The 13,312-nt window shown below is 61.7% G+C and carries 14 protein-coding genes; all 14 read left to right on the top strand.

All coding sequences use genetic code 11. The features are described 5' to 3' along the window. The first annotated feature begins 21 nt into the window (after positions 1–21). Complete coding sequence (locus B447_RS13350; RefSeq protein ID WP_002940994.1) at positions 22–1,719, top strand: sigma-54-dependent Fis family transcriptional regulator; 1,698 nt, start codon at positions 22–24, stop codon at positions 1,717–1,719. Between the two features lie 440 nt (positions 1,720–2,159). Then, complete coding sequence (locus tag B447_RS13345) at positions 2,160–3,089, top strand: catechol 2,3-dioxygenase (protein ID WP_002940993.1); 930 nt, start codon at positions 2,160–2,162, stop codon at positions 3,087–3,089. A 12-nt stretch (positions 3,090–3,101) separates the two neighbouring features. Further along, entirely contained in the window at positions 3,102–3,389 is a 288-nt protein-coding gene (locus B447_RS13340) for a phenol hydroxylase subunit (RefSeq protein WP_002940992.1), read from the top strand. A 46-nt stretch (positions 3,390–3,435) separates the two neighbouring features. Then, positions 3,436–4,428 carry an aromatic/alkene monooxygenase hydroxylase subunit beta gene (locus B447_RS13335; RefSeq protein ID WP_002940991.1) on the top strand — a complete coding sequence of 331 codons (993 nt, stop codon included), beginning with the start codon at positions 3,436–3,438 and terminating at the stop codon, positions 4,426–4,428. A 9-nt stretch (positions 4,429–4,437) separates the two neighbouring features. Next, on the top strand, positions 4,438–4,707 hold the full coding sequence (locus B447_RS13330; protein ID WP_002940989.1) for an MmoB/DmpM family protein: 270 nt from the start codon (positions 4,438–4,440) through the stop codon (positions 4,705–4,707). 14 nt (positions 4,708–4,721) lie between these two features. After that, a complete protein-coding gene (locus B447_RS13325) occupies positions 4,722–6,245 on the top strand; it encodes a YHS domain-containing protein (RefSeq protein WP_002940988.1) in 1,524 nt (507 codons plus the stop codon). A gap of 68 nt (positions 6,246–6,313) precedes the next feature. Further along, positions 6,314–6,670, top strand: a complete 357-nt coding sequence (locus B447_RS13320) for a phenol hydroxylase subunit P4 (RefSeq protein WP_002940987.1) — start codon at positions 6,314–6,316, stop codon at positions 6,668–6,670. Positions 6,671–6,683: 13 nt separating this feature from the next. Beyond that, positions 6,684–7,745, top strand: coding sequence for an NADH:ubiquinone reductase (Na(+)-transporting) subunit F (locus tag B447_RS13315; protein ID WP_002940986.1), 1,062 nt, complete (start codon positions 6,684–6,686; stop codon positions 7,743–7,745). A 270-nt stretch (positions 7,746–8,015) separates the two neighbouring features. Continuing rightward, complete coding sequence (locus tag B447_RS13310; protein WP_002940983.1) at positions 8,016–9,476, top strand: 2-hydroxymuconic semialdehyde dehydrogenase; 1,461 nt, start codon at positions 8,016–8,018, stop codon at positions 9,474–9,476. Positions 9,477–9,484: 8 nt separating this feature from the next. Next, positions 9,485–10,282 carry a 2-oxopent-4-enoate hydratase gene (gene dmpE, locus B447_RS13305; protein ID WP_002940980.1) on the top strand — a complete coding sequence of 266 codons (798 nt, stop codon included), beginning with the start codon at positions 9,485–9,487 and terminating at the stop codon, positions 10,280–10,282. Beyond that, on the top strand, positions 10,279–11,082 hold the full coding sequence (dmpH, locus tag B447_RS13300) for a 2-oxo-3-hexenedioate decarboxylase (RefSeq protein WP_002940978.1): 804 nt from the start codon (positions 10,279–10,281) through the stop codon (positions 11,080–11,082). Before dmpE ends, dmpH begins: the two co-directional genes overlap by 4 nt. A gap of 24 nt (positions 11,083–11,106) precedes the next feature. Continuing rightward, positions 11,107–11,334: a tautomerase family protein gene (locus tag B447_RS13295; protein WP_002940977.1), complete on the top strand. Its 228-nt coding sequence runs from the start codon at positions 11,107–11,109 to the stop codon at positions 11,332–11,334. Continuing rightward, on the top strand, positions 11,331–12,245 hold the full coding sequence (locus B447_RS13290) for an acetaldehyde dehydrogenase (acetylating) (protein WP_002940975.1): 915 nt from the start codon (positions 11,331–11,333) through the stop codon (positions 12,243–12,245). Before B447_RS13295 ends, B447_RS13290 begins: the two co-directional genes overlap by 4 nt. After that, positions 12,245–13,300, top strand: a complete 1,056-nt coding sequence (gene dmpG / locus B447_RS13285) for a 4-hydroxy-2-oxovalerate aldolase (protein WP_002940973.1) — start codon at positions 12,245–12,247, stop codon at positions 13,298–13,300. Before B447_RS13290 ends, dmpG begins: the two co-directional genes overlap by 1 nt. Positions 13,301–13,312 lie beyond the last annotated feature (12 nt).

Raw genomic sequence — 13,312 nt, 5'->3', positions numbered from 1 at the left:
AGCCGGTCGGGAAGGAGACACATGGCAGGAGACCGACTGATCGAGCGTTTCAATTTGCGCTCGAGGCTACGCTTCAATATCGACGCCGGCCAGATCTGGCTGGACGAGAGCCGCATGCTGCTCCTGCATGCAAAGGCTTTCGGCGCCCTGCGCCGGGAACTGTTCGACACCCTGGGTGCGCGACGTGCTCAGGGCTTGCTGTTGCGCATGGGCTTTGTGTCCGGCCAGCAGGATGCCGACCTGGCCGCCAAGCTATACGGCGAGGGCGACAACTACGACGTATTTCGCATTGGCCCCGAACTGCACGCCTTCGAAGGTCTGGTCAAGGCGAACATCACCAATGCCAAGATCGACTGGGAGGCAGGCAGTTTTTTCGGTGAGGTCGACTGGGAGGGCTCCTGGGAAGCCGAGTCGCACACCCAGATGTTTGGCCCGGGTGACGACATGGCGTGCTGGAGCCTGGTCGGCTATGCATCGGGCTACACCTCACGCTTTTTCAAGCGACTGATCGTCTTTCGCGAAACGCAATGTGTTTGCCGCGGCGATGAGAAATGCGTGGTCGTGGGCAAGCCTGCCGATGCCTGGGGGCAGGATGATCCCTATCTGGCACATTTTCATCCCGAGAATATCGACGGCCAGCTGCGCGAGATGGAAGAGGAGCTCGTGCGTCTGCGCGGCAAGCTGAGAGATCAGCAGTGCCCGGGGAGACTGGTGGGAAACTCGCCTGGCTTTCGCTCTGCATTTGCACTGCTAAGCAAGGCAGCAGCCAGCCCGATAAACGTATTGCTGCTGGGGGAAACCGGGGTGGGCAAGGAGCTGTTTGCGCGCTGGCTGCATGACAACGGCGACCGCCACGACAAGCCCTTCGTCGCCGTCAATTGTGCGGCGATCCCGCACGACCTTATTGAGTCTGAGCTGTTCGGCGTGCAGAAGGGGGCGTACACCGGTGCCCAGCAGTCGCGTGCCGGTCGTTTCGAGCGCGCTGATGGCGGCACCCTTTTCCTCGACGAAATCGGTGAGCTGTCGCTGTCGGCGCAGGTCAAACTGCTGCGGGTGCTGCAGTCTGGTGAGCTGGAGCGTCTCGGCGACGACAGAACGCGCAAGGTCAACGTACGCTTGGTGGCCGCTACCAACGTGAACCTCCAACAGGCTATCGCCGATGGACGTTTCCGGACCGATCTCTACTACCGGTTGGCGACGTATCCGGTGGTCATCCCGCCCCTGCGAGAGCGGGTGAACGATGTGCCGTTACTGGTGGCCGCCCTGATCGAAAAGTATTCGCCCGTGTACAACAAGAGCCTTGAAGGCGTGACGGACCGCGCCATGCAGGCCCTCATGTCCTACCACTGGCCCGGGAACGTGCGCGAACTGGAGAACCTGATCGAGCGCGGTGTGCTCCTTGCTCCATCGGGCGGCCTGATCGAGGTCGACCACCTGTTTGCCGGTGGCGCGCCAGCGCCGGCGCAGGAGGCGCAGCTTGACCGCGCCGGCATCGTTGGCAACGTCGATGACGCAGAGCGTGAGCATCTCTACGAAAACCTGTTGTGTGAGGGTTTCGACCTGCAGGCGCACGAAACACGCCTACTCGAGCTCGCGGTGGAGCGTGCAGGTGGCAACCTGACCCATGCGGCACGCTTGCTGGGTATTTCGCGCCGGCAGCTCGCCTATCGCTTCAAGAACGCGCAGGGTGAAAGCCCCTGCCAGGATCCGCCGGCCTGATCGCGGGCGCAGCTGCAACTCTACCTTTTGCCTGCGGGGCGCGGTGTTTGATCTGCGCCGGGTGAGCGTCTGTCGCTGCCGCTCAACATGAAATACGCCGTTCAGATGGCCCGCTGACTCCGTTTCGGGAGCGTAGCGGGCCATTCTCTTTGTTTGCTGCATATCCCGATCTGAGGCGGTTTCGCCGCCGGCGGGCTCAGGATGTTGCGGTGCAGCTTGACCAATTTGTAAGGCATTCCGGGTCGATGGACAAAATGGTCATCTATAAGATTCAGTCCAGATCATCGATTTTTCAGATAAATCAAATAAAAACAATGGCCTGAAGGTTCTGGCATGGTCTCTGCATTAAGAAAGCTGAGGTTCTCATAAGGTGGCTTGATGTTTTGCGTGAAGCGAAGCCGAAGCTGCCGGATTTCATCAGCAACTGAGGAGACATATCGATGGCAATGACTGGAGTTCTGCGTCCCGGGCACGCGCAGGTTCGCGTGCTGGACATTGAGGAAAGCGCGCGTTTTTACCGTGACGTGCTTGGTCTGGTTGAAACCGGCCGCGACGCGCAAGGGCGGGTCTATTTCAAGTGCTGGGATGAGCGTGACCACCACAGCTATGTGATCCGTCAGGCGGACTCGGCAGGCATCGACTTCTTTGGCTTCAAGGTGCTGGACGTGGCGACGCTGAACAAGCTCGATGCCGATCTGCGCGCTTATGGGCTGAAGACTGAGCGCATTCCGGCAGGTGAATTGCTTGAAACCGGTGAGCGGGTGCGTTTCGAGCTGCCCTCCGGCCACCAGATCGAGCTCTACGCGGAAAAGACCGCGGTCGGAAACGGCATTGAAGAAGTGAATCCGGCGCCGTGGTCGTCACAGCGTGATCATGGCATCGCGCCAGTGCGCCTGGATCATGCCCTGCTTTATGGTCCCAACGTGGCCGAAGTGCAGGAGATCTTCACCAAGGTGCTGGGCTTTTACCTCGTGGAGCGCGTGCTCACCCCCGATGGTCAGGGTAATGCGGCGATCTGGTTGTCTTGCTCGCACAAGGTGCATGACATCGCCTTTGCCGAGTATCCGGAGAAGGGCAAGCTGCACCACTGCTCCTTCCTGATGGACACCTGGGAGCAAGTGCTACGTGCGGGTGACATTCTGTCGATGAACAACGTGCCGGTCGACATTGGCCCCACCCGGCATGGTGTGACCCGCGGCTGCACTATTTATGCTTGGGATCCGTCGGGCAACCGTTTCGAGACCTTCATGGGCGGCTATCAGCCCTATCCCGACTACAAACCGCTGACATGGACATTCGAAAACTTTGGTCAGGGCCTGGATTACCCCCAGCGCAAGCTGCACGAAACCTTCCTCACCGTTGTGACCTGAGGGGAGCGTGCCATGACCGAATCCGCACAGCCGCCGGCCCAGACCGGAGCAACATTCGACACTAGTCGTCGCTTCGTGCGCGTCACCGGTGAAAGGCCGAATGGCTTTATCGAGTTCGACTTCGCCATCGGCGAACCCGAGCTGTTCGTGGAATTGATTCTGAGCCGCGAGGCCTTTGCCGAGTTCTGCGCAGCCAACGAGGTCGAGGTGCTGGACCCGGAATCGGCGGCCACCGGCGAAGGGACGCCCGATGACTGGAATTGGCGACTCGCTGACGCCACCTACACCCGCTTCAGATAAACACCCACACGGTTTCGCGCGCTGCGAAACTTAAAGGAGACATGCCATGCAAATTGATCTGCGCACGGTCAGCATCCAGCCGCAACGCAATGCCTTTGACCACCTTGTCCGCCGTTTTGGGGACAAGCCCGCTTCGCGCTACCAGGAGGCCAGCTACGACATCCAGGCCGCGGAGAACCTGCATTACCTGCCCACCTGGGATCCTGATCAGACCTTATACGACCCCACCATCAGCCGCATCGTGATGAAGGACTGGTATGCGCTGAAGGATCCGCGCCAGTTCTACTACAGCACCTACACGCTGACGCGCGCCCGCCAGCAGGACACCGCCGAAGCCAACTTCGCCTTCGTGGAATCGCGCGGTCTGGCTGCGATGATGCCCGAAACGCTGCGCGACGTTGCGCTCAAGCTGCTGGTGCCGCTGCGTCATGCAGCCTGGGGCGCCAACCAGAACAACACCTTCATCTGCGGCTACGGCTATGGGGTCACCTTCACCCAGCCGTGCATGTACCACGCCATGGATAACCTGGGTGTGGCGCAGTACCTGTCACGCCTGGGCCTGTTGCTGGGCGATGTCGAGGCGCTCGATGCCGGCAAGGAAGCCTGGCTCAACGATCCCGCCTGGCAGCCGCTGCGCCGCTATGTGGAAGACAGCATGGTGGTGCGTGACCCGGTCGAACTGTTCGTTGCCCAGAACGTTGCGCTCGACGGCTTGCTGTATCCGCTGGTGTATGAGCGCATCGTCGATGACTACCTGTCGGTGCAGGGCGCTTCTGCGGTGGCCATGCTCACGCAGTTCATGAGCGACTGGTTCGACGAAACCCGCAAGTGGGTTGATGCCGTGCTCAAGGTGGCGGCCGCCGAATCGGAACAGAACCGTGATGTGCTTCAGGGCTGGATCGAGGCCTGGAGCAGCCGCGCCACCTCCGCCCTGGTGCCGGTCGTCGAACTGGCTCTGGGCGCCGGCGCGGACGAGGCGGTAGCCGAGCAGTGCGCGGCCTTCCAGGCCCGCATCCAGAAGAACGGCATCCCCCTCTGAGGACACCCAATGTCGACCGTATTTATTGCACTGCAGGCCAACGAAGACACCCGACCGATCATCGATGCGATCGTGATCGACAACCCGAACGCAATCGTCAACCGCCAGCCGGCGATGGTGAAGATCGATGCCCCAGACCACCTGGTCATTCGCCGCGAGACCATCGAAGAGCAGATCGGTCGTGCCTACGACCTGCAGGAACTGCAAATCAACCTGATCACCCTGTCGGGCAACGTCGATGAAGATGAAGACGAATTGACCCTGACCTGGAACAGCTGACCAAGGAGCACATCATGGATATGAAAGTCGCAAAGAAGAAGCTCGGCATGAAAGAGCGCTATCGCGTGCTGACCCGTGACCTCGGCTGGGAGCCGACTTACCAGTCAAAGGACGCGATCTTTCCGTATGTGAAGTACGAGGGCATCAAGGTCCACGACTGGGACAAGTGGGAAGATCCGTTCCGCCTGACCATGGACGCTTACTGGAAGTACCAGGCCGAAAAGGAGCGCAAGTTCTACGCCATCATCGACGCTCACGCGCAGAACAACGGCCACCTGAACATCACCGATGCACGTTACCTGTCGGCACTGAAGGTGTTCCTGCAGGCCATCAGCCCGGGCGAGTACGCCGCCCATAAGGGTTTTGCGCGCACGGGACGCGAGTTCCCGGGTGTCGGCACCCAGGTTGCCTGCCAGATGCAGGCCATCGACGAGATCCGCCACGCGCAGACCCAGATCCATGCGCTGTCGAACTACAACAAGTTCTACAACGGCTTCCACGGCTTTGCCGAACAGCGCGACCGCATCTGGTACACCTCGGTGGCCCGCTCGTTCTTCGACGACGCCATGTCCGCCGGGCCGTTCGAGTTCATGATCGCCATCGGCTTCAGCTTCGAGTACGTGCTGACCAACCTGCTGTTCGTGCCCTTCATGTCGGGCGCGGCCTACAACGGCGACATGGCCACCGTGACCTTCGGCTTCTCGGCACAGTCCGATGAGGCACGGCACATGACCCTCGGCCTCGAGTGCATCAAGTTCATGCTCGAGCAGGACCCGGACAACCTGCCGATCGTGCAGGCCTGGATCGACAAGTGGTTCTGGCGCGGCATCCGCGTGCTCAGCCTGGTCAGCACCATGATGGACTACATGCTCCCCAAGCGTGTGATGTCCTGGCGTGAGGCTTGGAACATCTACGGCATCGAGAACGGCACCGCGCTGTTCAAGGATCTGGCCCGCTACGGTATCCGTCCGCCCAAGGGCTGGGACCACGCTGAAGAAGCCATCGACCACATGTCCCACCAGCTGATGCTCGGCCTCTATCAGTGGAAGTTCGGCACCTCCTTCCACGTATGGATTCCGTCCGACGAGGACATGAACTGGCTGTCGGCAAAGTATCCGAGCACGTTCGACAAGTACTACCGTCCGCGCTGGGAGCACATCAAGAAGCATGAAGCCGCCACCGGCGCGCCGTTCAACAACTTCGGCCTGCCCAAGCTGTGCCAGTGCTGCCAGCTGCCGACCTTGTTCACCGAGCCGGGTGATCCGACCCTGATCTGCCACCGTGAGTCGGTGTACAAGGGCGAGCGTTACCACTTCTGCTCGGACGGCTGCAAGGACGTCTTCGACAACGAGCCGGAGAAGTACGTCCAGGCCTGGCTGCCGATGCCGGGGCTGATGCAGGATCCGCTCAACGGCGACCTGGCCGGCTGGATGGACTGGGTGTTCCTGAAGAACGGTAAGGACAACGGCGACTACGCCACCTCTGAGGATCGCCAGAATTTCGAGCAGTGGCGCGCGCAGGCCACTTCGAACCAGTAAGCGTCTTGCCCCCTTTCCCCTGGATGGGAGAGGGGGCTCAGGCCGGAACAACAAGGAGGGACACGACCATGACCGTAGCCGCCCGCAAAGAATATGTAGGCATCCCGCGCGACCGCGTGGAAAACTTCAAAGGTAATCAACTGGTGTTCATCAGCTGGGATCACCACCTGCTGCTGTCCGCCCCTATCATGTTCTGCATGTCGCCGCAGGCCCGTTTTGGCGAACTGATCGAAACTCACCTGATGCCGCTGCTGCAGTCTGACTCGGATACCGCGTCCATCGACTGGAGCAAGGTCGAGTGGCTGAAAGAAGGCCAGCCCTGGGTGCCGGACTTCGCGGCCAGCTTGGCTGCCAACGGCATCGGCCACAAGGAACAGTTGCGCATGCGCACGCCGGGCCTGAACAGCCTGGTGCCGTTGAACTGAGGCAGGGCGCACCATGGGTTACGAACTGACCATCGAGCCGCTGGGCCAGACCATCGAGATCGAGGAAGGCCAGACCATCCTTGATGCTGCACTGCGCGCCGGCATCTACCTGCCTCACGCCTGCTGTCACGGCCTGTGCGCGACCTGCAAGGTGCAGGTCACTGACGGCGACATCGAACACGGCGAAGCCTCCAGCTTTGCCCTGATGGATTTCGAGCGTGAGGAGCAGAAGTGCCTAGCCTGCTGCGCTACCGTGCAGAGCGACGTCACCATCGAGGCTGAGATCGAGGAGGATCCCGACGCCGAGAACCTGCCGGTGCGTGACTTCCCGGGCGTGGTCAGCCGTATCGAGAGCCTGACCCCGACCATCAAGGGTCTCTGGCTCAAGCTCGAGGATGCCGAAGGCATGCGCTTCCAGGCGGGCCAGTACGTAAACCTGGAGCTGCCCGACGGCATCGGCAGCCGCGCCTTCTCCGTCGCCAACGCGCCGCAGGAGGGCGGTGAGATCGAGCTGAACATCCGCATCGTCCCCGGCGGCCGTGGCACCGGCTACGTCCACGAGCAGGTCAAGGTGGGCGACCGCCTGACCATCAGCGGCCCCTACGGACGCTTCTTCGTGAAGAAGTCCGCTGATGTGCCGGTGATCTTCATGGCGGGCGGCTCCGGTCTGTCCAGTCCGCGCTCGATGATCCTCGACCTCCTGGCTGAGGGTTTCGACAAGCCGATCGCCCTGGTCTATGGCCAGCGGAACCGCGAAGAGTTGTACTACCACGACGAGTTCCTCGCCCTGGCCGAACGGCACCCTAACTTCCGCTACCTGCCGGCGCTCTCCCACGAGCCGGAAGGCAGCGACTGGCAGGGTTTCCGCGGCTTCGTGCACGAGGCGGCCAAGGCGTACTTCGACAACGACTTCCGCGGCCACAAGGCCTATCTGTGCGGTCCGCCGCTGATGATCGATTCGTGCATAACCACCCTGATGCAGGGGCGCTTGTTCGAGCGTGACATCTACACCGAGAAGTTCATTTCGGCGGCGGATGCGCAGCAGGTGAGGAGCCCCTTGTTCAAGGCGATCTGAGCGTGTCTGGCAGCGAATTTTGAAGGGCTTGTGTCGCAGCGCTGTGCTGGCTGCGGCAAGGTGAGACGGGGGCGCGAAAGCGCCCCCCTTTTTTGCTTTTGCATACCTTAAGGGTATTGAGATGGCGATGACAAAGTATTAGACGGTATCTCTGGTCTTTCCTAGACTCAATCCCATGGGTCTGGATCAGATTGCTGCGCTTCAGCTCGCAGTGCGGGTGATGCGCGCGTTTGAGCCGTCCCTTCGAATAAATCAACACGTGGGGAGACCATGCGTCTAATACAAAACTTCATCAATGGCGAATACCTTGACGCTGCAGGCGGGCGTCGTTTCGACAAGCGCTCGCCGCTGGACAACAAGGTTATCGCGTCCATTTCCGAAGCAGGGGCGCCCGAGGTGGATGCCGCCGTGCGTGCCGCACGTGCTGCGCTGAAGGACGAGTGGGGCGCACTGACCACGGATCAGCGCGTTGAGCTGCTGTACGGCGTTGCCAACGAGATCACCCGTCGCTTTGAAGACTTCGTCGAGGCCGAGATGGCCGACACCGGGCAGCCCAGCCATGTCATGCGCCACGTGTTCATTCCGCGTGGAGCGGCCAACTTCAAGGTGTTTGCCGACGTCATCAAGAACGTCGCTTCCGAGTCCTTCCAGATGGCGACGCCGGACGGTCGTGGTGCATTGAACTATGCGGTCCGCATGCCCAAGGGTGTGATCGGTGTGGTCTGCCCCTGGAATGCACCGTTCATGCTGATGACCTGGAAGGTCGGGCCGGCAATGGCCTGCGGCAACACGGTGGTGGTTAAGCCCTCCGAGGAGTCGCCGCAGACCGCAGCGCTGCTCGGCGAGGTGATGAATACGGTGGGCATTCCCAAGGGTGTGTACAACGTGGTGCACGGCTTCGGTCCGGACTCCGCGGGAGAGTTCGTCACCCGTCATCCGGGTGTGGATGCCATCACCTTCACTGGCGAAACCCGCACCGGTACCGCGATCATGAAAGCGGCGGCCGAAGGCATGCGCGATGTGTCGTTCGAGCTCGGTGGCAAGAACGCGGGCATCGTGTTTGCCGACTGCGATTTCGATGCGGCAATAGAGGGTATCTACCGTTCGGCCTTCCTCAACACCGGGCAGGTGTGCCTGGGCACCGAGCGGGTGTATGTCGAGCGTCCGATCTTCGAGCGCTTCGTGCAGGCGCTAAAGGCAAAGGCGGAGGCGGTCAGGTATGGCCGTCCGGAAAACCCCGATGCCAACTTCGGTCCGCTCATCAGCCAGGAGCACCGCGAGAAGGTGCTGTCCTACTACCGCAAGGCGGTGGAAGAGGGCGCCACGGTCGTGACCGGCGGCGGTGTGCCCGACATGCCCGCCGATCTGGCTGACGGCGCCTGGGTGCAGCCGACGATCTGGACCGGTCTGGCCGACGATGCGTCGCCGGTGCGTGAGGAAATTTTCGGCCCGTGCTGCCACATCCGCCCGTTCGATAGCGAAGACGAGGTGGTCAATCTCGCCAATGACAACATCTATGGCCTGTCCACCACGATCTGGACCAACAACCTGGCGCGTGGTCACCGCGTGGCTGCCCGGGTCGAGGTCGGTATTACCTGGGTGAACAGCTGGTTCCTGCGTGATCTTCGCACCCCGTTCGGGGGCTCGAAGCAGTCCGGCATCGGCCGCGAGGGCGGGGTGCATTCGCTCGAGTTCTACACCGAAACACGCAACATCTGCGTCAAGCTCTGAGGCCCGCCATGGACGACACCACCATCAACCGGCTCGGCGACGAGCTTTACGAAGCCTGGCGTGACCGCCGCGTATTGAAGCCCCTGCGCGAGCGCGAGCCCGACATCACCATTGCCGACGCCTACCGCATACAGGAGCGTTTCGTGGCGCGGCGGGTCGCCGCCGGTGAGACCATCATCGGCAAGAAGATCGGCGCCACCAGCAAGCCGGTGCAGGATTTCCTCGGGGTCTATCAGCCCGATTTCGGCATGCTGACTTCGGGCATGGTCTTTCAGGAAGGCGACGTCATCGATCTCGGCACCCTGATCCAGCCCAAGGCCGAGGCTGAGCTGGCTTTCGTGCTGAAAGCGGACCTGAAGGGGCCGGGCATCACCGCGATGGACGTCATCCGTGCCACGGATTACGTGCTGCCGTGCTTCGAGATCGTTGATTCGCGCATCGCCGACTGGAACATCAAGATCCAGGACACCGTGGCGGACAACGCTTCCTGCGGCGTTTATGTGCTGGGCAAGACCAAGGGCGACCCGCGCAAGCTCGACATCACGCTGGCCGGCATGGTGCTGGAAAAGAACGGCGAGCTGTTCTCCACCGGGGTGGGCGCTGCGGTGCAGGGTTCGCCGGCGAATGCGGTGGCCTGGCTGGCGAACACCCTGGGTGAGCTGGGCATTCCCTTCAAGGCCGGTGAAGTGATCCTGTCCGGTTCGCAGTCGGCACTGGTGCCAGTGGTGGACGGCGATGAGCTGGTATGCACCGTGGGTGGCCTGGGCAGCTGCCGGGTCAGGTTTTCCGGGAGGAGTGCAGCATGAGCATGAACATCACCCTGTCGCAGGAGGACATCGTCCGCCTGTGCGAACGTATCGAAGGTGCGCAGGCGCGCGCGTACGCCATCCCCAAGCTCACCGAGGAATACCCGGGCATGACCATCGGCGACGGCTATGCCGTGCAAAGCGCGCTGCGCCGCCGCTTCATCGCCCAGGGCCACAGGCTGGTGGGCTGGAAGGCGGGGCTGACCTCAAAGGCCAAGATGCAGCAGATGGGCGTGAGCGTGCCCTCGATCGGCTTCCTGACCGACCGCATGGCCCGCCCGGAGAACTCGGCCATCAGTACTGGCGACCTGGTGCATCCACGGGTGGAGTGCGAAGTGGCCTTCGTGATGAAGAAGGATCTGGCGGGCCCCGGGTGCACGCGTGAAGACGTGCTCGCTGCCACCGACTACGTGCTGCCCGCGGTCGAGATCATCGACTCGCGTTTTTCCGGCTTCAAGTTCGACCTCGAAAGCGTGGTGGCCGACAACGGTTCGTCGGCGCGCTATGTCGGCGGTGGCCGCGCTCGCTATGTCGAGGACATCGACCTGCGCACGCTGGGTGTGGTGATGGAAAAGAACGGCGAGATTGTCGGCATGGGCGCAGCAGCTGCCGTGCTGGGCCATCCGGCCGAGGCGATTGCGATGCTGGTCAATATTCTCGCCGAGCTGGGTGAAACCCTGCCCGCGGGCAGTTTCGTGATGAGCGGCGGCATTACGGAAGCCGTTGCAGTGAAGCCGGGTGACAGCATCGTTGCCCGTTTTCAGGAACTGGGCAGCGTATCGATGCGCTTTGTCGACTAAGCCAGGATAGATCGGAGAAATCCCATGCCAATTATTGAAATGCACATGATGGAAGGCCGTAGCCCGGAGCTGAAATGCAGCGTGGCTGCAGCGGTGACCGAGGCGGTGGCCCGCACCTTGTCGTGCAGTCCGGAGACCGTGCGCATCCTCATCACCGAACACGGCGGGCAGGAGTTCTTCGTCGCTGGCCAGACCATGGCACAGCGCGCAGAGCGTCAGCGCGCGGCAGCAGCCCAGGAGCAGGGACTATGAAGAAGATTCGTTGTGCATTGATCGGTTCCGGCAACATCGGCACCGACCTGATTTACAAGATCCAGCGCAGTGAAGTGCTGGAACCGGTGTGGATGGTCGGTATCGACCCTGCGTCCGAGGGCTTGTCGCGTGCGCGCGAAATGGGTTTGAAGACCACTGCGGAAGGGGTGGATGGGCTGTTGACGCATGTGCTCGAAGACAACATCCAGATCGCTTTTGATGCCACCAGCGCCTACGTGCACGCGGAAAACAGCCGCAAGCTCAACGAACTGGGCGTGATGATGATCGACCTCACGCCTGCGGCCATTGGCCCGCTGTGCGTGCCGCCGGTGAATCTGCGCGAGCACACCGAAAAGCTCGAGATGAACGTGAACATGATCTCCTGCGCCGGTCAGGCCACGATCCCCATCGTTCATGCGGTGTCACGCATTCAGGGTGTGGAATATGCCGAAATCATCGCTAGCCTGGCCTCGAAGTCGGTGGGGCCGGGTACCCGCGCCAACCTCGATGAATTCACCTACACGACCTCGAACGCGATCGTGAAGGTGGGCGGTGCCAAGCGCGGCAAGGCGCTGGCGATCATCAATCCGGCCGAGCCGCCGATGATCATGCGCAACACCATTTACTGCCTGACCGAGGACGAGCCGGATCACGCCAGGATTACCGAGTCGATCCTGCAGATGATCGGTGAAGTGCAGAAGTACGTGCCGGGCTACAAGCTGGTCAATGGCCCGAGCTACGACGGCAACAAGGTCGCGGTGTTCATGGAGGTGGCGGGCCTGGGTGACTACCTGCCCAAGTATGCCGGCAACCTCGACATCATGACCGCAGCGGCGACCCGCACCGCCGAGATGTTTGCCGAAGAAATTCTCTCCGGGAAAATCCAACTCAAGGCTACGGAGGCCGCGTGATGAACAGTTCCTCTTCCCTGAAGGGCCGCAAGGTCATCCTTCATGACATGTGCCTGCGTGATGGCATGCATGCCAAACGTGAGCAGATCAGTGTCGAGCAGATGGTGAAAGTGGCCACTGCGCTGGACGACGCAGGCATGCCCTACATCCAGGTCACCCACGGTGCCGGGCTGGGTGGCAATTCGCTGCAGCACGGTTTTGCGCTGGCCACCAACGAGGAATACATCAGCGCGGTGGCGTCGAAGATGAAGCAGGCCAAGGTTTCGGTGCTGCTGATTCCCGGCCTGGGCACGATGAAGGAGCTGCAGTCTGCTTACGACTGTGGCGCGCGGAGTGTGCACGTGGCCACCCATTGCACCGAGGCTGACACTTCGCCGCAGCACATTGCGTTTGCACGCAAGCTGGGTATGGACACCACCGGCTTCCTGATGATGGCCCACCTGAACGACGCCGAAGGCATTGCCCGGCAGGGCAAGCTGATGGAGTCCTATGGCGCACACACGGTGTATGTGACCGACTCGGCGGGCTACATGCTGCCCGACGACGTTCGTGCCCGCGTCAGCGCCTTGCGCGACGTGCTCAAGTCCGAGACCGAAATCGGTTTCCATGGCCACCACAACCTGGGCATGGGCATCGCCAACTCGATCGCCGCGATCGAAGCCGGGGCGACCCGCATCGACGGTTCGGTGGCAGGGCTGGGCGCCGGTGCCGGCAACACGCCGCTGGAAGTGTTCGCCGCCGTGTGCGAGCGCATGGGCATCGAGACCGGCGTGGATCTGTTCACGGTGATGGATGCCGCTGAAGACATCATCGTGCCGATGATGGATCACCTGGTGCGGGTGGACCGCGAATCGCTGACCCTCGGTTTTGCCGGGGTGTATTCCACCTTCCTGCTGCATTCGAAGCGCGCTGCCGAGCGCTTTGGCGTGCCGGCGCGCGACATCCTGGTCGAGCTGGGCCGCAAGAAGATGATCGGTGGTCAGGAAGACATGATCCAGGACACCGCGATGACGATGGCGAAGGCGCGCGGATTGCTCAAGGAAGTTGCCGCCTGACCCCTATAGCGG

It is taken from the genome of Thauera sp. 27, assembly GCF_000310125.2.
GTDB lineage: Bacteria > Pseudomonadota > Gammaproteobacteria > Burkholderiales > Rhodocyclaceae > Thauera > Thauera mechernichensis.
The sequence above is the reverse complement of the archived record's forward strand: the minus strand, read 5'-3'. Positions and strand labels throughout refer to the sequence as shown.